Raw genomic sequence first — 19,698 nt, 5'->3', positions numbered from 1 at the left:
GGGCAGGGCATGCGCCGATGCGCGGACCTGGGGACGGCGTCGGCACGTCCGCGGACCCGGGGACGCCGCCGACGGCGTCGGCACGTACGGCTGTCTCCGCCCCGGCCCCGCGTCGGCCCGGCCGCCGCCGTGGCGACGGCCCCGGCTCACCGCCTCAGGGGCCCGGGCGCCGCGTCATGGACGACGGCCAGGGCGCCCCTGCCGCAAGGCAGGGCACCCGGCCGCCGCGGCAAGCGGCGGCAGCCCCGGCTCGCCGTGCCGAGGCGACCCGCCGCCGCGGCGGCGACGGCCCGGCCGCCCCCGCACGTGCCGTCAGCTGCGGTCGCCGGCCGGGGCGGTGCCGCCCACCGCCGTCTCCTCGGCGGACGGGTCGGCGTCGGCACCCGCGTGCTCCGGGGTCTCCGCGACCGGGAGGCGGTTCGGCAGCTTCGCGGCGATGGCGACCGCCCCCAGGGCGAGGACCGCTGCGACCGCGAAGGCCAGCTTCATCCCGCTCATCTGCGCGGGCACGGCCGCGGTGCCCTCGGCGACCAGCGCACTGGTCCGCAGGGACATCACCGTCACCACGAGCGCGGTGCCGAACGCCGCCGCGACCTGCTGCAGCGTGCCCAGCATGGAGCTGCCGTGCGAGTAGAGGTGCGGCGGAAGGCCGCCCATGCCGAGGGTGAAGCACGGCGTGAACGTCGCCGCGAGGCTGACCATCAGCAGCACGTGCATGCCGAGGACCATCCAGTACGGCATCGTCAGCGAGACCTGCGTCAGCCCGAAGAGGGCGAGCGCCATGCCGATCGAACCGGGCAGCACCAGCAGCCGGCTGCCGAACCGGTCGAACGCCTTCCCGATCGTCGGACCCAGCAGGCCCATGATCAGGCCGCCCGGCATCACCAGCAGCCCGGTCTCCAACGGGCTGAGCCCGCGCAGGTTCTGCAGGTACAGCGGCAGCAGGATCATCGCGCCGAGCATCGAGAGGAACCCGACGGACATGAGGACCAGCGACAGGGTGAAGGTGCGGTGCCTGAGGGCGCGCAGGTCCATCAGCGGCACGCCGCCGCGCTGGAGCCTGAGCTGGCGGACCGCGAACAGCGCGATGGCCGCGAGCCCGGCGGCGGTGAGGGCGGCTCCGGTGCCGACCCCGCCGCCGCCCTCGCCGAACAGGCTCAGGCCGTACACGAGCCCGCCGAAGCCGAGTGCGGCCACCCCGACGCTGAGCCAGTCGATGGAGCTGACCTGCGGGTCGCTGATGTTCTCCATCCTGCGCAGCCCGAGGAGGGTCACCAGCGCGGCGATCGGCAGGACGACCAGGAACAGCAGCCGCCAGGAGCCGAACTGCAGGATGAGCCCGGACACGGCGGGCCCGAGCGCGGGCGCCACCGAGATGGCGAGGGTGACGTTGCCCATCACGCGGCCGCGGTCCTGCTCGGGCACCACGATCATCAGCGTGGTCATCAGCAGCGGCATCATCACGGCGGTGCCCGCGGCCTGCACGGTCCGGCCCAGCAGCAGCACCTCGAAGGACGGTGCGACGGCGCACAGGGCGGTCCCCGCGAGGAACACGCCCATCGCTATCGCGTAGGCCTGACGGGTGGTGACCCGCTGCAGGAACCAGCCGGTCACCGGGATCACCGCGGCCATGGTGAGCATGAAGGCGGTGGACACCCACTGCGCCGACTGCTCGGTGATGTCCAGCGAGTCCATCAGCCGCGGAATGGCGTTGAGCATGATGGTCTCGTTGAGGATGACCACGAACGTGGCCAGCACCAGCAGCCGCACCACGGGCGGTGTGCGGCCCGCCTTCCCGGCCGGTTGTTCGTGGATCGCCGTCGTCATGGGGGTACCTCGCTGGGGTTGCTGGTCGCGGTCGCCTCGCAGCCAAGGGCGGTCGGCGCGGACGGTGGGGTGATGACGCCGTGGCAGACCGGCGCGCTTGGCAGAAGTCATCGGTCGTCAGGAGTCTTCCGTATCCGCGCCCGGATTCGTACGGATTTACGTCCGCTCACCGAGGGCGACCACCGGCCCCGCCCGCAGCGTCGGCCCCGCCCACCCCGGCCCGCCGCCGCGCGTCCGCGGCGGAACGCACCCGACGCCGTGGCACGAAGAGACGCACACGCACCCGCAAGCACCGGCAAGTGACCCGGAACACACCACCGGCGGCGATGACTCCGGCCGCCGCGCCCGGTCATACGACCGGCACCGGACACCCGGCCGCGCGGGCCGCCTTCCCGGCCACCCGCCGACCGCCCACCGCCGCCCAGGCGGCCGCCACCGACGACGGCACCCGACCGCACCAGACGGAAGAGAGACATCATGACCGACGCAGTGAAGGGCCCGGCCCGCTACTTCCCCTCCATCGAGAAGAAGTACGGCCGCCCGGTCTCCGTATGGAAGGACCTCATCCGCTCCTCTCCGCTGACCAGGCACATGGAGCTGGTCTCCTGGCTGAAGTCCGCGCACGGCCTCGGCCACGGCCACGCCAACGCCCTCGTCGCCCACACCCTCGCGGAGCGCGAGGACACCTGAGCGGCCGCGGACCCGGGGGCACCAGGGCCGACGGCCCCCGCACACCGCGAGGACATCCAACGGCCCCGCACGACTGCGGCGCCGCCGGGCGAGGTCACCGGTGCCGGCGCGCGGCGGAGTACCGTGGGAGGTGCAAAGCCCCTGGTCTCAGGGGCGCCGGCACCCGCAGACGGGCGAACCACAACATGGCCGACTCCGACCCGCCCCCGCCCTCCGACCACGGCGGGCTGCCGAACGCCGTCCACCACGAGGTGAAGCCCGGGACCGCGCTGCTCCGGCTGGAGACCACGGAGGCCCGCGACCGCATCCTGGACGGGGCGTGGTGGCCGCGTTCCCGCGACATCGCGCGGGAACTGCCCGCCCTCGTGAGCGCCCTGTCCGCACACCTCGGACCGGTCACCCGCGTCGGGCTGGACGCCGCGGCCTGGGACGAGCTGCCGGTGCGCCTGGTCATCGACGACCGGGTGGTGCACATCGAGTCGTTCCCCGTGGGCGACGACACGGTCCTGATCACACGAGGCGACCGGGACCACTTCTCGCTGCTGGTCGTGCCGCCCCACGCGGAACCGGCAGCGGCACGGGCGGCGATCGCCCAGGCCCTCCGCGCCGACAACGTCACGGGGGCCGGGCAGATCCTCATCGACACCGGTGGCGCACACGGCGCCTGACGCCGTGCCGGGCCGCGGCGTCCTCCGCGCCACTCGACCACGGGGGGAGCGGCGTCATCCGTGGTGCGGCCACCGCCCGCCCGCTTGCGGGGGTGCGACAGGGCCCGTGTGACCGCACGGACGCCCATGCGGGCGCGGTCCGGCCGGCACGGCCGCAGCTCACCGGTCCCGCGGGCCGCCCGCGCCGTCGTCCTCCGGCGGCACGCCCGTATCCCGCTGGTACACGTCGGGGATGCCGTCGGCGTCCGCGTCGACGTGCTCCGCCTCCCACAGCCTGCGGTAGACGACGTTCCGGCGTTTGATCAGCCCTCCCGCGACGGCCGCCGCCAGCAGGGACCCGACCAGGACGGCCGCCTTCACCCTCCCGGTGTCGGCCGGGTCGGTGAAGGACGCCTCCCCGATGAGCAGGGCGACGGTGAACCCGATGCCGGCCAGCACCGCGAGAGCGCCCACGTCGGCCCAGGCCAGGGCCGGGTCCAGTCGGGCCCGGGTGAACCGGGCGGCCAGAAAGGTACCGCCCAGGACGCCCACCGTCTTGCCGGCGACCAGTCCCAGCACCACCCCCAGCGGTTCGGGCCGCGTGAACACCTCGCCGAGTACGTCCGGCGCGACACTGACGCCCGCGGCGAACAGCGCGAACAGCGGCACGGCCACCCCGGCGGAGAACGGCCGCAGCAGGTGCTCGGCGCGCTCGCCGGGCGACCGCACCTCGCCCCTCGCCGGGTCCGGACGGGCCCGCAGCAGCAGCCCCATCGCCACGCCCGCCACCGTCGCGTGCACTCCGCCCACGTACGTCAGTGCCCACACGACCAGCCCCAGCGGCGCGTACCACCACCAGCCCCGCACCCGCAGGCGCTGCAGCAGCCAGAACAGGAGGAGACCCGCGCAGGCGCCGCCGAGAGCGGCCGGCTTCAGGTCGCCGGTGAAGAACACGGCGATCACCAGGATCGCGCCCAGGTCGTCGACCACGGCCAGGGTCAGCAGGAACGCCCGCAGGGCCGTGGGCAGGTGGGTGTTCAGTACGGCGAGGACCGCGAGCGCGAAGGCGATGTCGGTGGCCATCGGCACGGCCCAGCCGTCCAGGCTGCCCCCGCCGACAGCGACCGTGGCGACGTAGACCGCCGCCGGTACGGCCATGCCGCACACGGCGGCCACCACCGGCAGCACCGCGGTGGGCACGGAACTCAGCTGCCCCGCCACGAGCTCCCGCTTCAGCTCGATGCCCGCGACGAGGAAGAACACGGTCAGAAGCCCGTCGGCCGTCCAGTGCGCCACCGACAGCTCCAGCCCCAGCGCGGGGATGCCGAAGCCGGTGTCGCGCACCGCGGCGTAGGCGTCGCGTGCCGGGCTGTTCGCCCAGACCAGCGCGGCCCCCGCCGCCACCAGCAGGATCAGCCCCCCGACGGTCTCCGTCCGCAGTGCCCGCGCGAGGCGCGTCTGCTCCGGCCAGGGCGGCAGACCGGGGAAGACGAACGGTTCGCGGGTGCTGCCGGCCATGGGGCAAGCTTTCCGCACCGGACGCGCCACGGGCGCGCCGCCGCGCCCGGCGGCCGGGGTATCCGTGGCGGTCGGCGTGCCGGCCTCGCCGTACGCGCCGGGCGCCCGGACCGCGGCCTCCGCGGTACCGCCCGCCCCGGCCCCCGCGAGGAGCCGCACGCGGGGACCGCGGGCCCCCGGGACCGGTCGGCGGCCGGCAGTCGGCAGTCGGCGGTCGGCGGTCGGTGGTCGGCTTCGAGAGCGCCGGGGCCGGCACCGGTGCGGGTCAGGCGCCGTCCTCGCCGTCCTCGCCGCCCTCCCCGTCCTCCTCGTCGAAGGGCGCGCGGCTGCTGTCGAGCCAGGACCGGGCCGGTTCCGCCGCGTGCCCGGTGTCGATGGTGAGGTGCAGCCGCGTGCCCCCTTCGGTCCCGGCCGGGAAACTGCGCTGCTCCGTCGCGGCGAAGCAGCGGCGCAGCACCGTCGCCACCCGGCGGGCGACCTCCGGCGTCGCGGCCACGATCCGCACCTCCGCGTGCTCCGCCGGGGGCAGAGGTTCGTGATCGGTCATGTGATACCTCCTGAAGAAGGACGCTGCGGAGGCCGTCAGCCGCCCCCGCCCGCCGCGTTCCGCGGCGCAGCGGATGCCGGACGCCCGCCTGACGCCATATCGCAGGGTAGGACCGGGCGGCGTTCCCTGCCGGTCGGCGCGTGGACCGATCCGGGGACTTCGGCAGGTGGGCCCGCGGCACGTGCGGCCGGCCGGTCCCCCGAAGGAGGCACACCGGTCGGGCGGCGCGAAGCGCCGTGACCGCCCTCGGCTCCGGCAGCGAAGCCGCCCTTGCCCGCCTCCTGCGCGGCCCGGGACCTGCCGACCGCCGCAGACCGACGGGACCGACCCGCCCCTACGGGCACCGCCGAGCCCGGACCCGGCATCACCTGCGCCGAGCCCGGCACCGGCATCTCCCGCGTCGAGCCCGGCACCGCCGAGCCCCGGCCCGGCATCTCCCGCGCCGAGCCGGCACCGGCATCTCCCGCGTCGAGCCCGGCACCGGCCGAGCGCGGGTCCGGCACCCCGCGGGCACGGGGGCCGGGACATGCGGTCGCTCCCGGCTGGCGGGGCGGGCCGGGCTGGGGAACGGTGGTGTACAAGGAGGCGTTTCCCGCGGCTGCCGGTCCGGTGCCGCGGCGACGTGTCAGCGCGCCCCGCCGGCAGGGTGCCGAACGCGGCGCGGGTCGGAGGGCGGTCGACATGGGCGCGGCGCGGGTCCGCCGGGTACTGGCGGCCACGGACCTGTCCCGGTACGGGAACCGGGCCGTGGGGCGGGCCGTGCGGCTCGCCCGCCAGCACGGTGCCCGGGTCACCGTCCTGTGCGTGGCGTACCCGCAGGCGGACGCCGACCTGCTGGAGCAGGTGCGCACGCGGCTCGCCGGCCTCTTACGCCAGTACGCGGACGGACCGGAGGTGGACATCGGCGTGCGGGTCGGCAGGGTGAGTCCGACGATCACGGAGGAGAGGCGGCGCACCGGGGCGGATCTGCTCGCCGTCGGAGCCCACGGTGCGCACCGGCCGGCGGACGCGCTGCTCGGGACGACCCCGGAGAACCTCGTACGGTCCAGCCGGGTCCCCGTCCTCGTGGTGCGGCTCCCGCCCCATGACGACTACCGCACGGTCATGCTCGCGGTCGATGTGACCGAGTCGTCCCGTGCGGCCGCCGCGTACGGCCTCGCGCTGACCCCGGGGGCGGAGCACTACGCGGTCCACGTGTGCGCGGTGCCGGGTGAGCACCTGCTGCGGATCCGCGGGGTGGGCGAGGAGCGGTTGGCGGAGCTGCGGCGCGCGTACCTGGCCGAGGTCAGGCCCGACGCCGAGCGGCTCGTGCGGTCGCTGGCTCCCCTGCCGCCCCGCCTGCTGGTCTCGACAGGCGCCCCCGCGACCGCCGTCCCGGAACTGGCGGGGCTCCACGGCGCCGACCTGGTCGTCCTCGGGACGGGGGCGCGGTCGAAGCTGGAGCACGCGTTCCTCGGCAGTGTGGCGCAGCACGTGATGCGGCGTGCGCCGTGCGACGTCCTCGTGGTGAGGGAGGGGACCGGATGAACGGATCGCGTCCCGCCCTCGCGGGCGGCAGCCGCAGCCGACGCCCGGCCGGCACGGGACGGGGGTGAGCGAAGGTGCACGGCTTCTCCCTGACCGCGGTCATCCTGGCGATCTCGGCGGTCGTCGGGCTGCTGGCCGTACGGCTGCGGCAGCCGCTGATCGTCGCCTTCATCGGCGTGGGCATCGTGGTCGGCCCGGCCGGCTTCGGCTGGGTGGAGGCGGACGGCACGATCGAGCTGCTGGCCAGGCTGGGCATCGCGATCCTGCTGTTCCTCGTCGGCCTCCGGCTGGACCTGCACCTGATCCGCACCACCGGGCCGATCGCCCTGGCGACGGGCCTCGGCCAGGTCCTGTTCACCTCGGTGATCGGCTATCTGATCGCCGTCGGCCTCGGCATGGACACGGTCACCGCGCTGTACGTGGCGGTGGCGCTGACGTTCTCGTCCACGATCATCATCGTGAAGCTGCTCTCGGACAAACGGGAACTGGAGCAGCTCCACGGGCGGATCGCCGTCGGTTTCCTGATCGTCCAGGACATCGTGGTCGTCCTGGTGATGATCGCCCTGACCGCCTTCGGGCAGCGGGCCGGCGGCAACCTGGCCGCCGAAGTCGCCCTGGTCCTCGCCAAGGGCGTCGGGCTGCTGGCCGGGGTGGCCGTCCTCATGCGGTACGTGCTGCCGAAGGTGCTGCACCAGGTGGCCCGCTCGCAGGAGCTGCTGGTCCTCTTCGGCGTCGCGTACGCCGTGTCGGTGGCGACCCTCAGCGACTGGATGGGCTTCAGCAGCGAGGTTGGGGCCTTCCTCGCGGGCGTCTCGCTCGCCACGACGCCGTACCGGGACGCGCTCGGCGCCCGCCTCGTCAGCCTGCGGGACTTCCTGCTGCTGTTCTTCTTCCTGGAGCTCGGCGCGCGGCTGGAGTTCACCGACGCGTCTCGGCAGCTCGTCGAGGCGGCGATCTTCTCCGTGTTCGTGCTCGTCGGCAATCCGCTGATCGTCGTGCTGATCATGACGGCCATGCGCTACCCAGTGCGGGTGGGGTTCCTGGCCGGGCTCACCGTGGCGCAGATCTCCGAGTTCTCCCTCATCCTCGCCGCCCTCGGCCTCAGCCTCGGCCACATCACCGGCGCCACGGTCAGCCTCATCACCGTGGTGGGGCTGATCACCATCGGCGGCTCCACCTACCTCATCCTGTACTCCCACCAGATCTACGACCGGCTGGAGCGCCGGCTGTCGGTGCTCGACCGGACCGACGGCAGGAAGCGGGGGCTCCAGCGGAACGAGCAGGAAGCCGACGTCATCCTCTACGGCCTGGGCCGCTTCGGCGGGGCCATCGCCGACCGGCTCTCCGCAGCCGGCCACCAGGTCCTGGCCGTCGACTTCGACCCGCACCGAGTGGCGCGCGGTGACCGCGAGGGCGTGACCACCATGTTCGGCAGCGCCGACGACATGCACCTGCTGGAGAACCTCCCCCTCTCCCGCGCCCGCTGCGTCATCAGCACCATCCCGCTGCCGGAGACCGGCAAGGCGCTCCTGCAGGGCCTGCGGCACCACGACTACCAGGGCACGGTGGCCCTGACCGCCCACTCGGAGCGCGACGCCGGGCAACTGGACGCCGCGGGAGCCGACCTCGTCCTACAGCCGTACTCGCTCGCCGCCACGGCCGCGGCCGAAGCCCTCGACCGACTGCTGCAACGCGGCGGCCAGGACGGGGGCCACAGTCGGGAGCCGCCTGACCGCGGCGGCCAGGACGGGGGCCACGGTCGGGAGCCGCCTGAACGCGGTGGCGGGAGTGGGGGCCACGGCCCGGAGCCGCCTGAACGCGGTGGCCAGGGCGGGGGCCACGGTCGGCAGCCGCCTGAACGTGGTGGCCAGGGCAAGGGCCACGGCCCGGAGCCGCCTGAACGTGGTGGCGGAAGTGGGGATCACGGTGGGGAGCCGCCTTGAATCCGGCGGCGGGGGCGGGGCCCACGGCCCGGAGCCGCCTCGAACCGCCCTGGAAGCGCCGGATGCCGGCCGCTCCGCGTCGGGCGGGACTGAGCGACGCACGAACCCGGGCCCCGTGGGCGGGCCGCGGAAGACCGACCGAGGACGTACGAGGCCCGGCCCTGCTGCCGGGCGTGGAAGACCGGAGGAAGCCGATGCGGGCGAGTGACCTGGCCGAGCCCTACCCGGTGGTGGGAACGGACGACGACGCGGAGGAGGCGGCCCGCCTGTTCGCCGAGCAGCAGCTCCCGGCGCTGCTGGTGGTGGACCGGGACGGAGGACCGTACGCGATCGTGCCGGGCTCGCAGCTGCTGCGCGTGATCGTGCCCGAGCACGCCCTGCGGGAGCCCGCGTTGGCGCGTGCGCTGCGGGACGACGACGGCGAACGGCTGCAGGACGTGCTGGAGGGGCTGACGGTCGCCGAGTGGCTGAGCGTTCGGGGGCCGCGTGAACTGCCCGCGGTGGTCGGTGTGTCCGCCGGTGCCATCGAGGTCGCCGCGCTGATGGTCCGGACGCACACCCCGCTGGTGGCCGTGGTGGAGTCGGACGGAGACCGCACCCGGACGGTCGGCGCGATCAGGGCGGCCCACCTGATGGCGTACTTCCTGAACCGTCCCTGAACCCGTCCCGGACCCGCACGTCCCCGCGCGCCCGGCCCCCTGCCCGTACGGCGGTGCGCCTCGCGCTGCGGGTCCCGGAGGCCGCGGGCACCGGCGGCTGCCGCCCCGGTACGCGGTGGCTCCCCGCGTACCGGGGCGGCTCCCGCTGTCAGTTGCGGGCCCGCGCTTCGGGGCGTGCGCCGCCGGGAGGGCCTCCCGTGGGCCGCTCGACGCTCACACGGCTGCCGCACCGGGTGTCAGGAGCGGGAACGCAGACGCTCCAGCGCGGTCACGCCGAGGGCGGCGAGGCCGATCTGGATGGCCCATTCGATCCAGTCGATGCCCTTGGTGTCGGCGACGCCCAGTGCCGCGGCGACCGCGGTGCCGACGAGGGCAGCGGCGATGCCGACGCCGATGGTCCACAGCCAGCCGATGTTCTGCCGGCCCGGCAGGACGAGCCGGCCGAGCGCGCCGATGATCGTGCCGAAGATGATGGCGGTGATGATGCCGGAGATCTCCATGTGCGTACTGCCCTTCGTCTCGTCGCTCTGCCCGCCGGTGCTTACAGGTCGAACTCGTGGGGCGGCAGGTCCAGGGAGTGGCAGGCCTCGCGGACGACGGCCTGCTCGGACTTGTCGAAGTCGCCGTCGGCACCGCCGATGACGATGCCGATCTGGATCACGGCGCGGGCCTCGGAGGGCTTCTTCCTCGCCTTGGCGATCTCCTGCATGACGCTGACCTTGCCGAGGGCGAAGTCGGCCGTCAGCTTGTTCAGGTTGTCCTCGAAGCGGCGGTGGAGGTCGTCGGCCGGGAAGTTCCGCAGGACGTCGTTGGTGGCGATGAGCTGGGCCACGCGCTGGCGTTCGCTGGGGTCGACGGTGCCGTCGGCGGCGGCGACGAGTGCGCACATCGCCATGGAAGCGTCGCGGAAGGCGCCGCTGGTGAGTTCGTTCTTCCTCGCCATGAGCTGGGTCTGCATCGTCGACGCGGACTCCTTGAGGCGGTCCCACAGGGCCATGCGAACTCCTTCGTCGGGCGGTCCGGGCCGGGAGCTGCCCGGCCCGGACCATTACTTCTACAGTCATGTCGAAGCTATCAGGCCGGTCCCGGCGCCCGTCGCCCTCGCCGTCGCCCCCGGCTTCGTCGACGGGCTCGGCTGCGGTGGCGTCCCTGCGGGCGAGCGGGCGGGGACGGCGACGCCGATCCCCCGATCTGGTGCCCGCCTGCGCCGCGCTGACACATGGCTCGGGGCGGCGGGCCTCCGAAACGCGACGGGCGCACCGGAGGGCGGGGCGGTCGGCCGCCGTCGTGACGCCGCGGGGCCGGTGCGGCGACTCACCGCCCCCTTGCGAGGCGCCTTCAGGGAGTGCCACGGCCTCCTCCGACGCGCAGCCCTCAGGGGCGCCGCGCCCTCCTCCGGGACGCGGTCTCTCAGAGGCGCCCCTCAACGCGTCCACGGGTGCAGCGAGGCGAGGCCCCTCCCGGTGGCTGCGGGCGCGCCGCGGCCGCCGCCCGCCGGCGGGCGGCGGCCGTGTGCCCGAGCCCCGCGGGGGTACCGCTGCGAGGTGCGCGGGGGCCCGGCGTATCGTCTACGCACCTGTAGAAACATAGGGTGCGGGGCGGGCCCCGCGGTAACCGTCCGCGAGCGGGGCACGGCCGCCCGGGACTCGGGCCGCGGCCTGGCGGTGAACGGGGCGGCTGACGAGGAGCATGTACGGGAAGGGCCCGCCGCACCGCCTCTCCGAAGCCGACCTCTCCGAAGCTGACCTCTCCGAAGCCCGCCCCACCGGAGCGCGCCGCATCCGCGCCGCCGCACCGGAGCCCGCCGCATCCCGCGGCGCCGGCCCGTACCGCCCGACCATGAAGGAGACACGACGTGCCAGCCAGACAGACCGGCCCCGCATGGGCAGGGCCCGGAGCCCGCCGTGCCGCCCCGCGCGGGTCCGCCGCTCCACGTCAGGACGGTGCAGGGTGGTGACCGCCGCACTCGGCCTGCTGGCCGTCCTCGTCCTGACCGTCGGCACCGGGTACTTCGTCGCGCAGGAGTTCGCGTACGTCGCCGCGGACCGGCTCGCGCTCGCCCGCGAGGCCGAAGCGGGCGACAAGCGCGCGGCCCGCGCCGTACGCGTCCTGGAGCGGCTGTCCTTCATGCTGTCGGGCGCCCAGCTCGGCATCACGGTCACCGGCCTGGTGGTCGGCTTCCTCGCCGAGCCGTCCGTGTCGGCGCTGCTGCAGCCCGTCCTGGACGGGATCGGACTGACCGGCGGCGCGGCCACGGCGGTCTCCGTCATCCTGGCCTTCACGGTCGCCACGGTCCTCCAGATGGTGGTCGGCGAGCTCGCGCCGAAGAACCTGGCCCTCGCCGTGCCGGAGCGCCTGGCGAAGTCCCTGGGCGCCTCCACGCTGCTCTACCTGAAGATCGTCGGGCCGGTCGTGCACGTCCTCGACAGCACCGCCAACAAGCTGCTCCGCAAGGTCGGCATCGAGCCCGTGGAGGAACTGCACCACGGCGCCACCCTGGAGGAGCTCAGCCACCTCATCGGGGAGTCCCACGAGCAGGGGCAGCTCCCCGCGGACACCGCCGAGCTCCTCGACCACGCCCTGGAGTTCTCCGAGCGCACCCTCGACGAGGTGATGGTGCCGCGCGTCGACGCGGTGTTCGTCCGCAAGGACGCCACGCTGGCGGAGGCCGCCGAGGTGATCGCCGAGCACGGCCACTCCAGCTACCCGGTCCTCGGTGACCACCCCGACGACGTGGCGGGCGTCATCGGCGTGTGGGAGCTGATGCGGCTTCCCACGGCGGACTTCGCCACCAGGACGGCCGGTGAGGCGGCCCGGCGTCCGCTGCTGCTGCCCGACACGCTGCCGCTGCCGGACGCGGTGGCACGGATGAGGGAGCGCGACGACGAGTTCGCCGTCGTCCTGGACGAGCACGGCGGCGTCGCCGGCGTCGTCACGTACGAGGACATCGCCGAGGAACTGGTCGGCGACATCGCGGACGAGACCGACACCGTCGTGCGGCTCGCCGTGCCCGACGGGGCGGGCTGGGTCGTCGACGCCCGGCGCCGCCTGGACGAGGTCGAGCAGGCCACCGGGATCGCGCTGCCCGAGGAGGACGACTACGACACCGTGGCCGGCCTGGTCATCGACCGGCTCGGACGGTTCCCCGCCATCGGGGACCGGCTCACCGTGGAGGGCGTCTCCATCGAGGTCCTCAGCCTGGACCGGCACGTGCCGGAACGGGTCCGCATCGAGCGCTCCCAGGCCGAGGAGGTCCAGGCATGAGCTTCCCCATGGCACTCTTCGTCACCGTCGTACTCCTGGCCGCCAGCGGGTTCTTCGTCGCCGCCGAGTTCGCCCTCGTCGCCGCCAAGCGCCACCGTATGGAGAAGGCAGCCGCGGAAGGGCAGCGCGGCGCGAAGGCCGCCCTCGCGGGCATGCGCGAACTGTCCCTGATGCTCGCGGGCGCCCAGCTCGGCATCACCATCTGCACACTGGGGCTCGGATCGATCTCCAAGCCCGCCATCTCGCACCAGGTCGACCCCCTGCTGGTGAAGCTCGGCCTGCCCGCCGGGCTCAGCTACGGCATCGCGTTCGCCTTCGCCATGGCCCTCGTCGTCTTCCTGCACATGGTCGTCGGCGAGATGGCTCCGAAGTCGTGGGCCATCGCCCACCCGGAACGCTCCGCGATGCTGCTCAGCCCGCCCTTCCGGGCCACGGTCACCGTGGTACGGCCGCTGATCCGGGTCCTCAACACGGTGAGCAACGCGCTGGTACGGATGTGCCGCGTGCAGCCGCGCGAGGAACTGACCGCGGTCCACAACCGCGAGCAGCTCACCCACCTCGTCGCCGAGTCCGAGCGCCTCGGTCTGATCAACGCCACCGACTCGGAGCTGATCACCCGCTCGCTGACGGAGCCGCAGACCCCCGTGGCCGACCTGATGGTCCACGCGGACCGGATCGTGACCGTGCCCGCCGACGCCGGCATCGACACGGTCCTGGAGACGGCCACCGCGGCGGACCGGGCCCGCCTCCTCGTCACGGACGGGCAGACGGTCCTCGGCTCGGTGCACGCCAGGGACGCCCTCGTGGCGCGCGCCCGCGGACGCGCCACCACAGCCCGGCGCCTGGCCCGGCCCGTACCGGAGCTGACGGGCACGGACAGCCTCTCCCACGCGGTCGAGCAACTCCGCAGGCACCGCGCCTCCCTCGCCGTCATCCGGGACGCCGACGGAAGGCTGACCGGCCTGATCAGCCTCGACGACCTCCTCGCCCGCCTCATGGGCTCACGCGCCATGTAGGCACCCGAGCCGGCAGGTCCCGCTCCCGCGGCGTGCATGCGGAAGGGGCAGGTCCTGCTCCCGCAGGGGGTGTCCGGGGCGGTGGGTCTACTCACCGCCCCGGACGGATCAGCCGGCGGCGGCGCGGTGCACCCGCAGATGCCCGACCCGGAACGACATGTCCGTCACCCCGTCCTCCGGCGGGCAGTGGTGCCGCCCGGCCGACACCGACAGGTTCACGATGAGATGGGCGCCCCACCCGCCGCCCACCCCCGTACCGTCCGCGAAGACCCGCCGCCCGTTCACCCACCACACCACCGACCGCTCGCCGAAGGCGACCCGCAGATCCACCCACGCCCCGGGGGCGACGGACGGATCCCGGTGGTAGTGGCAGCCCCCGTTCACGTGGTTGGACAGCTCCAGCACCTGCGGGTTGTCCGGGTGGTACTCGAACACGTCGATCTCCTGGCCGCCGTCCCGCCACGTCCAGATCGCCGGCCACGCCCCCAGCGCCCTGGCCAGCCGCACCCTCGCCTCCAGGACGTCCCCGGTGCGCACCATGAAGTCCTCGCGGCTGCCCTCGGTGGTCAGCAGCCCGGTGTTCCACAGCCCGTCCGGCCGCAGCGCAGCACGGAACGCCCCGCGCCGGCAGAAGAACGGATCGTCGACGAGGTGGTCCAGCTTCCCGTCCCCGGGATTGACCGGCCCCCCACCGGGATACGCCCACGACCGCCCGGCGACCCACTGCGCTGCCGACGCGAAGTCGGCGGTGAACACGGCTGACACGGCCGACTCCTCACTGGCGGGCACCGGGCACAGGGCACCGTAACCGGCGGGGCGGACGGCGGGCCCGAGCAACGACCCGCGTCGCACCCCGCTCACGGAAACGGGCTACGGCCCCACCGCGCGGGCCCGCACCGCCCGATGCCCGACAGCGTCCGTGCGCCCCTGAGCAAGGAGTCCCGCCTGGCCTCAGAGCTCCCGCCGCATGAGAACGCACATCGTCTCGTGACGACGGACCGACCCGTCAGGGCCTTCCGCGTCCCAGGCGTCCATTGCGCGGCCGTACGCGGTGTATCCCAGGCGCTCGTACAGGGCGCGCGCCCGGATGTTGGCCTCCTCGACGGCGAGTTCGGCCCTGCCCAGGCCACGCTCCGCGATCCTGCGCTCGGCGGCGCGGACCAGCAGCGTCCCCAGGCCGCATGACCGGAGGGCGGGGTGCACGGCCAGCTGCCACAGCGTTCCGGCGCCCGCGGACACCTGGTAGTCGACGCCGCCGATCGCCACCGGAAGGTCCGCGGGGGTGCACACGGCCAGGTAGTCCACCTCACCCGCCGCAGCGCGCGCCAGCTCACGCTCCACCTGGCGCAGGTGGCGTGCCGAACCGGCCCACGCGCAGGCCGGCAGGTCCCCAACCAGAAGCCCGCGCACCCTGACAGGGACGAGGACGGCGGCACCGGTGGATTCGTACGGGACGGTCACAGCCGCGAGCATGCCGCCCCCGGCGACACCATGGCAAAGCATTTCCCCAGCCCCCGCCCCAGCCCCCGCCCCGGCAAAGCCGACCCGCCACCCCACGCGGCCTCCGCACGGCGGCACCAGGAAGGAAGCAAGCACCAGCAGCCACCGCACACAAGCGAAAGGCCCGGGCCAGCGGCCTGGGCCGGCTGGCATGTCGTGGCACGACCGCAGTCGGTGCGGCCGCCGGCATCGCCATCCGGCGCGGACGCCCACGGCGACGGTCCGGACGGATCCCTCTCTCTGCTGAGCGGGTGGGGGCTACTTGGCACTGTTCTGCGTTCATCGAGCTTGTGACAGGGGGGCGGTGGGCTCGGGGATGCGCCAGACGATTCGGACCTGCTCTTCGAGGGGGAGCGAGGGGCCACCGACGTAGATGTGATGGATGAGATAGAGGATGGCCAGCCGGTACGCGTCCGGCTCGATGTCGTCCACCATCTCCACCGTCGCCCGGCTGAGCCTGTTCACCTGGCGGACGACACCTGGGTCGATTTCGAGGGATCCCAGTTCGGCGACGATGTCAGGTTCCAGATCGGTGTCCTCTCGCATAGCGAGGATCGACCGCTGCATGAGGTCCGGCTCGGCTTCGATGCGGTCGAGCATGCAGGCAAGCACGTACGCATGGAGGACGTCTGCATCGATGCTGCCGTGCTCCTTGGGGTCCTCCCCTGTGCAACTGGGACACCCCTCGCACCCGACAGCTTCGACGAGGTCGCCCTCCGGGCCCTCGTCGGCCTGCCGTGCGGAGATGAAGCATGCGGCCACCCACATGATCTCGGACCGGCTCAGCTCCAGGTCCTCGGCGGTACACAGATCGAGATCCGGGAGCCCGCGGCCGTCCTGGTCCTCCGGCATCGGGACCTCGGAGCGCATCAGCGACTCCAGGCTGACCCAGGCTGGATCCCATTTCTGGGCGCTGAGCAGCAGCGTCGCCACTGCGTCGCCCGGGCGCTTCCAGAAGATGAGGTCGTCGTCGTCACCATTGACGAAGTGCAGAACGTGATCTGCTGGGTCGAATTCCGTTCCGGACATTTCCCCGAGGTGGGTGAGGGCGGCCTGCCGGCCCCGGAAGCGCCCGACGTAGCGGCGTGCCTGGCCGACGAACGACTCCATGGCGGTGTCGTCCAGCACTGCGTTGGGGCTGATACCGATGAAGCGTGGTGGATTGAAGGGGCCGAAGCGACGGAGTTGTTGGGTGGCGTTCGCCCAGTACAAGTTCTTGGTGTTCGGGTCGTACACCACGCAGTAGACAGGGATGTTGCCCTCTGCCCAGGTGTCGCCGTGTCGGTCGACAGGCACCGCGTAGCCGTTTCCTCGCCGCCAGCTTTCCCCACCCTTGACCTGGACCTTGATCGTGTCGCTCGTGACCTCCCCGTCATCGGTGAAGGTGACGTAGAAGTCCTCACCGAAGTCGTTCTTCCCGGATATCTCCTGCACGATGTGATCGTGCTCCTCGAGCAGCGCGCGCAGCGCGTTCACCGCAGCCTGACCCACGCGCCGCCCTTTGGGGATCTTCGGCATGCCACTCTCCAGGGGTTCCTCACCTGCCCTGGCGGGCCGTGACAGCGCCGCCGTCCGTCACCTTGCACCACGCCTCTGACATCGCACCGCGGAAACGGGCGGACGACCAAGCCGCTGGGGTGTGGCCACGCCGGGGCGCGAGCAGGCGGGGGCGCAGGCGGTGCGCATGTGGTGTGAGGCGCCTGTCAGGTCTAGACAACGAACAAGCCCCAGGTCGCCGACCTGGGGCTCGCTATGGAGCGGGTGACGGGAATCGAACCCGCGCTCTGAGCTTGGGAAGCTCATGTTCTACCATTAAACTACACCCGCACAGCGGCCGGAGATCCGTGCCGCATCGTCGCTCACTGTACCCCATTGCAGGCCCTCGGTGTGTCGAGCCGGGGGTTTTCGTGTTGGTGGGCGGGGGTGGGGCCCGTCCTGGGCGCGGGAGTTGGGGCGTAGGGTGGCGGCCGGAGTGGTGCCTGGAGCGGTGTCCCGTTCATCCCCTAATGTGGCTGTCTCGTTCACGGCTTTGGGGAAAGGGCTTGATGGACTCCATGGAGCGCACCGTCGTCCGCTGTGCCGAAGGGCACGTCTTCAGCACCGCTTCGTTTCCGATGCAGCAGCTCGGCGCCGGGCGGATCGGGCCCGGGCGGCTGATTCGTTGTCCTCGGTGTGCGCGGCTGCGGCACGCCGTGCCCGTGGGGGCGCAGCAGCGGTAGCGGGAGCGGTATGCGGGTCAGCGCGCGGTGGCCGTCCGATTGGGGCGGGGCCGCGCGCTCTGCGTATCCTCGGGGCGTGCTTCTCTCAGACAAGGACATCCGGGCCGAGATCGACGCCGGGCGCGTGCGCATCGATCCGTACGACGAATCCATGGTGCAGCCTTCGAGCATCGACGTGCGGCTCGACCGCTTTTTCCGGGTGTTCGAGAATCACCGCTACCCGCACATCGACCCCGCCGTGGAGCAGGCCGATCTCACCCGGCTGGTCGAGCCGGAGGGGGACGAGGCGTTCATCCTGCACCCCGGGGAGTTCGTGCTGGCCTCGACGTACGAGGTCATTTCGCTGCCCGACGACATCGCGTCCCGCCTGGAGGGGAAGAGCTCCCTCGGGCGGCTCGGGCTCGTCACCCATTCGACCGCCGGGTTCATCGATCCGGGTTTCTCCGGACACGTCACGCTGGAACTGTCCAATCTGGCGACTCTGCCGATCAAACTGTGGCCGGGAATGAAGATCGGGCAGCTCTGCATGTTCCGGCTCAGCTCGCCGGCCGAGTTCCCGTACGGCAGCGAGCGGTACGGGTCGCGCTACCAGGGGCAGCGCGGGCCCACGGCTTCGCGGTCCTTCCAGAACTTCCATCGGACGCAGGTGTGAGCATGAGTGCTGTACGGGAGAACTTGACGTACGAGGGGTTCGGCCGCGCGGTGCGCGAGCTGGCGCAGACCGTCGCCGACGACGGGTACGAGCCGGATGTCGTGCTGAGCATCGCCCGCGGCGGGGTCTTCGTCGCCGGCGGTCTCGCCTACGCCCTGGACTGCAAGAACATCCACCTGGTGAACGTCGAGTTCTACACCGGCGTGGGCACCACCCTGGAAATGCCCGTCATGCTGGCTCCGGTGCCGAACGCGATCGATTTCAGCAACAAGAAGGTGCTCATCGCCGACGACGTGGCGGACACCGGGAAGACGCTGAAGCTCGTGCACGACTTCTGCCTGGAGCACGTCGCCGAGGTGCGGTCCGCGGTGATCTACGAGAAGTCGCAGTCCCTGGTCAAGTGCGAGTACGTGTGGAAGCGCACCGACGAGTGGATCAACTTCCCGTGGAGCGCCGAGCGGCCCGTGGTGCGGCGCAGCGGGCAGGTCCTGGACGCCTGACGGCGGCCGGCCCGGTGGCCGTGGAGAAGCCCCCCGCGTGCGCGACGCGGGGGGCTCTTTTCCGTGGCCGGGGCTTCTTTTCCGTGGCCGGGGCTTCTTCTCCGTGGCCGGCGGCCCCGCCGGTTACAGCGTGCCGAGCTTGACCAGGGACAGCAGCGCCACGAGCTGGATCGCGGAGGCGCCCAGCGCCTTCGGCCACGGCAGGTCGTGGGACTTGCTGACCATGGAGGTGAAGAGGGCGCCCGCCGCCAGCCACGACAGCCAGCCGACGACCTGGACGAGGATGTTCTCGCCGCCGAGGAAGACCGCGAAGAGCAGGCGCGGGGCGTCCGTCATCGACATGATCAGCATGGACAGGCCCACCGTCGGCTGCCAGGCCCCGGTGCCGCCCAGCTGGCGTGCCAGCGTGTGCGTGACCGCGCCGAGGATGACGCCGCCGACCACCATCATCGCGCCGGTGAGCAGGACGTACGGGATCGCGCTGGAGATCGTCGCGTTGACCGCTTCCTCGCGCGCCTTGTCGAAGCCGAAGATGGCCAGCAGGCCGTACGCGAAGGTCACGGCCAGCGCGGGCCCCCACACCGCGTGGTCCCGCATCTGGAAGAACGTCGGGCCCGGGCGCCGCACGATGCCGCTCAGGAGCTCCTTCCAGGGCAGGCGGGGGCCCGGCGGGGCCGCGGGGGCGCTGTCGCCCGCCGGAGCGCCGTACGGGTCGCCGTAGGGGCCCTGGGGGCCGTACGGGGAGTCGTTGACGCTGAAGACCTGGGTGTGGCCCGGGGTGTTCGCCGCGTACGGGTCGGCCGCGCCGCGCGGCGGCCGGTGGTGCGGCTGCGCGTGCGGCTGGGCCGCGTGCGGGGCGTGCGGGTCGCCGAAGTACTCCGGCTCCTCGTACGCCCGGCCGCCGCCCTGCGACCACTGCTGCGGCGCGTGGGGGCCCGACGGCGGCGGCGCCGCGTGTCCGTACGGCGCCTGCTGCTGCGGGTGTTGTTGCGGGGTGCGGTTGTCCCGGCCGCGTCCGATCCTGAATCCAGCCACGTCAACGAACGTACCTGCTCCGGCTGGTGACGGCGTACCCGGCCGGGTCTCACCGCCCCTTTGCTGCCGACCTGTGACATCCCTTAAGGGGCCCGGCGGGGTCCTCCCGAGGGGGCGCGGGAGCCGGCGCGGCCGGGCCGGGGTGTCCGCCGTA

At 73.1% G+C, this 19,698-nt stretch carries 18 protein-coding genes and 1 tRNA gene; 9 read left to right on the top strand and 10 right to left on the bottom strand.

The annotated features are described in order from the left end of the window. Positions 1-312: 312 nt before the first annotated feature. Positions 313-1,827, bottom strand: a complete 1,515-nt coding sequence (locus tag L6E17_RS18565; protein ID WP_236241872.1) for an MDR family MFS transporter — start codon at positions 1,825-1,827, stop codon at positions 313-315. 477 nt (positions 1,828-2,304) lie between these two features. Here L6E17_RS18565 and L6E17_RS18560 point away from each other — a divergent pair, with 477 nt between their 5' ends. Continuing rightward, positions 2,305-2,517 (top strand): DUF4287 domain-containing protein, encoded by a 213-nt coding sequence (locus tag L6E17_RS18560; RefSeq protein WP_236241871.1) that lies wholly within the window; start codon positions 2,305-2,307, stop codon positions 2,515-2,517. 185 nt (positions 2,518-2,702) lie between these two features. After that, positions 2,703-3,185, top strand: a complete 483-nt coding sequence (locus L6E17_RS18555) for a DUF5994 family protein (RefSeq protein ID WP_236241870.1) — start codon at positions 2,703-2,705, stop codon at positions 3,183-3,185. Between the two features lie 159 nt (positions 3,186-3,344). Here the strand turns inward: L6E17_RS18555 and nhaA are convergent, their stop codons facing one another. Beyond that, entirely contained in the window at positions 3,345-4,682 is a 1,338-nt protein-coding gene (gene nhaA / locus L6E17_RS18550; RefSeq protein WP_236241869.1) for a Na+/H+ antiporter NhaA, read from the bottom strand. A 265-nt stretch (positions 4,683-4,947) separates the two neighbouring features. After that, positions 4,948-5,229: a hypothetical protein gene (locus tag L6E17_RS18545; RefSeq protein ID WP_236241868.1), complete on the bottom strand. Its 282-nt coding sequence runs from the start codon at positions 5,227-5,229 to the stop codon at positions 4,948-4,950. 681 nt (positions 5,230-5,910) lie between these two features. On the opposite strand from L6E17_RS18545, the gene L6E17_RS18540 reads away from it, so the two are divergent. From L6E17_RS18540 to L6E17_RS18530, 3 genes are all read left to right on the top strand, one after another. Further along, entirely contained in the window at positions 5,911-6,756 is an 846-nt protein-coding gene (locus L6E17_RS18540) for a universal stress protein (RefSeq protein WP_236241867.1), read from the top strand. Positions 6,757-6,830: 74 nt separating this feature from the next. Then, positions 6,831-8,699, top strand: coding sequence for a cation:proton antiporter (locus tag L6E17_RS18535; RefSeq protein ID WP_236241866.1), 1,869 nt, complete (start codon positions 6,831-6,833; stop codon positions 8,697-8,699). Between the two features lie 194 nt (positions 8,700-8,893). Further along, positions 8,894-9,358 (top strand): CBS domain-containing protein, encoded by a 465-nt coding sequence (locus L6E17_RS18530; RefSeq protein WP_236241865.1) that lies wholly within the window; start codon positions 8,894-8,896, stop codon positions 9,356-9,358. A gap of 236 nt (positions 9,359-9,594) precedes the next feature. Here L6E17_RS18530 and L6E17_RS18525 read toward each other — a convergent pair whose 3' ends face one another. Together L6E17_RS18525 and L6E17_RS18520 are read right to left on the bottom strand one after the other, a co-directional pair. Then, a complete protein-coding gene (locus L6E17_RS18525; protein WP_236241864.1) occupies positions 9,595-9,858 on the bottom strand; it encodes a GlsB/YeaQ/YmgE family stress response membrane protein in 264 nt (87 codons plus the stop codon). Positions 9,859-9,899: 41 nt separating this feature from the next. Continuing rightward, positions 9,900-10,355, bottom strand: coding sequence for a tellurite resistance TerB family protein (locus tag L6E17_RS18520; protein WP_236241863.1), 456 nt, complete (start codon positions 10,353-10,355; stop codon positions 9,900-9,902). A 956-nt stretch (positions 10,356-11,311) separates the two neighbouring features. On the opposite strand from L6E17_RS18520, the gene L6E17_RS18515 reads away from it, so the two are divergent. Together L6E17_RS18515 and L6E17_RS18510 are read left to right on the top strand one after the other, a co-directional pair. Beyond that, the gene (locus L6E17_RS18515) at positions 11,312-12,622 is read left to right on the top strand and encodes a hemolysin family protein (protein ID WP_236241862.1); all 1,311 of its coding nucleotides are present in this window, start codon (positions 11,312-11,314) and stop codon (positions 12,620-12,622) included. Continuing rightward, positions 12,619-13,638 carry a hemolysin family protein gene (locus L6E17_RS18510; RefSeq protein ID WP_236241861.1) on the top strand — a complete coding sequence of 340 codons (1,020 nt, stop codon included), beginning with the start codon at positions 12,619-12,621 and terminating at the stop codon, positions 13,636-13,638. Before L6E17_RS18515 ends, L6E17_RS18510 begins: the two co-directional genes overlap by 4 nt. A 108-nt stretch (positions 13,639-13,746) precedes the next feature. On the opposite strand, the gene L6E17_RS18505 is transcribed toward L6E17_RS18510, so the two are convergent. From L6E17_RS18505 to L6E17_RS18490, 4 genes are all read right to left on the bottom strand, one after another. Beyond that, on the bottom strand, positions 13,747-14,403 hold the full coding sequence (locus L6E17_RS18505) for a family 16 glycosylhydrolase (protein WP_236241860.1): 657 nt from the start codon (positions 14,401-14,403) through the stop codon (positions 13,747-13,749). Between the two features lie 186 nt (positions 14,404-14,589). Then, positions 14,590-15,111, bottom strand: coding sequence for an N-acetyltransferase (locus L6E17_RS18500; RefSeq protein ID WP_236241859.1), 522 nt, complete (start codon positions 15,109-15,111; stop codon positions 14,590-14,592). Between the two features lie 306 nt (positions 15,112-15,417). Further along, entirely contained in the window at positions 15,418-16,656 is a 1,239-nt protein-coding gene (locus tag L6E17_RS18495; RefSeq protein WP_236241858.1) for a DUF4365 domain-containing protein, read from the bottom strand. 235 nt (positions 16,657-16,891) lie between these two features. Continuing rightward, positions 16,892-16,965 (bottom strand) — tRNA-Gly (locus L6E17_RS18490). Between the two features lie 468 nt (positions 16,966-17,433). Between L6E17_RS18490 and dcd the strand changes: the two genes are divergently transcribed. Both dcd and L6E17_RS18480 read left to right on the top strand, forming a co-directional pair. After that, positions 17,434-18,009 carry a dCTP deaminase gene (dcd, locus tag L6E17_RS18485; RefSeq protein WP_236241857.1) on the top strand — a complete coding sequence of 192 codons (576 nt, stop codon included), beginning with the start codon at positions 17,434-17,436 and terminating at the stop codon, positions 18,007-18,009. Positions 18,010-18,011: 2 nt separating this feature from the next. After that, positions 18,012-18,509 carry a phosphoribosyltransferase gene (locus L6E17_RS18480; RefSeq protein WP_236241856.1) on the top strand — a complete coding sequence of 166 codons (498 nt, stop codon included), beginning with the start codon at positions 18,012-18,014 and terminating at the stop codon, positions 18,507-18,509. A 123-nt stretch (positions 18,510-18,632) separates the two neighbouring features. On the opposite strand, the gene L6E17_RS18475 is transcribed toward L6E17_RS18480, so the two are convergent. Next, a complete protein-coding gene (locus L6E17_RS18475) occupies positions 18,633-19,544 on the bottom strand; it encodes a Yip1 family protein (RefSeq protein ID WP_236241855.1) in 912 nt (303 codons plus the stop codon). Positions 19,545-19,698 lie beyond the last annotated feature (154 nt).

This window comes from Streptomyces sp. CC228A (assembly GCF_021390935.1).
Classification (GTDB): Bacteria; Actinomycetota; Actinomycetes; order Streptomycetales; family Streptomycetaceae; genus Streptomyces.
The sequence above is the reverse complement of the archived record's forward strand: the minus strand, read 5'-3'. Positions and strand labels throughout refer to the sequence as shown.

Excerpts from the sequence above, each read along its gene's own strand:
- L6E17_RS18545 (WP_236241868.1), bottom strand. The coding sequence starts at position 5,229 with ATGACCGATCACGAACCTCTGCCCCCGGCGGAGCACGCGGAGGTGCGG.
- L6E17_RS18555 (WP_236241870.1), top strand. The coding sequence starts at position 2,703 with ATGGCCGACTCCGACCCGCCCCCGCCCTCCGACCACGGCGGGCTGCCG.
- L6E17_RS18495 (WP_236241858.1), bottom strand. The coding sequence starts at position 16,656 with ATGCCGAAGATCCCCAAAGGGCGGCGCGTGGGTCAGGCTGCGGTGAAC.
- L6E17_RS18530 (WP_236241865.1), top strand. The coding sequence starts at position 8,894 with ATGCGGGCGAGTGACCTGGCCGAGCCCTACCCGGTGGTGGGAACGGAC.
- L6E17_RS18520 (WP_236241863.1), bottom strand. The coding sequence starts at position 10,355 with ATGGCCCTGTGGGACCGCCTCAAGGAGTCCGCGTCGACGATGCAGACC.
- L6E17_RS18510 (WP_236241861.1), top strand. The coding sequence starts at position 12,619 with ATGAGCTTCCCCATGGCACTCTTCGTCACCGTCGTACTCCTGGCCGCC.
- L6E17_RS18500 (WP_236241859.1), bottom strand. The coding sequence starts at position 15,111 with ATGCTCGCGGCTGTGACCGTCCCGTACGAATCCACCGGTGCCGCCGTC.
- L6E17_RS18560 (WP_236241871.1), top strand. The coding sequence starts at position 2,305 with ATGACCGACGCAGTGAAGGGCCCGGCCCGCTACTTCCCCTCCATCGAG.
- nhaA (WP_236241869.1), bottom strand. The coding sequence starts at position 4,682 with ATGGCCGGCAGCACCCGCGAACCGTTCGTCTTCCCCGGTCTGCCGCCC.
- L6E17_RS18565 (WP_236241872.1), bottom strand. The coding sequence starts at position 1,827 with ATGACGACGGCGATCCACGAACAACCGGCCGGGAAGGCGGGCCGCACA.
- L6E17_RS18525 (WP_236241864.1), bottom strand. The coding sequence starts at position 9,858 with ATGGAGATCTCCGGCATCATCACCGCCATCATCTTCGGCACGATCATC.
- L6E17_RS18480 (WP_236241856.1), top strand. The coding sequence starts at position 18,012 with ATGAGTGCTGTACGGGAGAACTTGACGTACGAGGGGTTCGGCCGCGCG.
- L6E17_RS18540 (WP_236241867.1), top strand. The coding sequence starts at position 5,911 with ATGGGCGCGGCGCGGGTCCGCCGGGTACTGGCGGCCACGGACCTGTCC.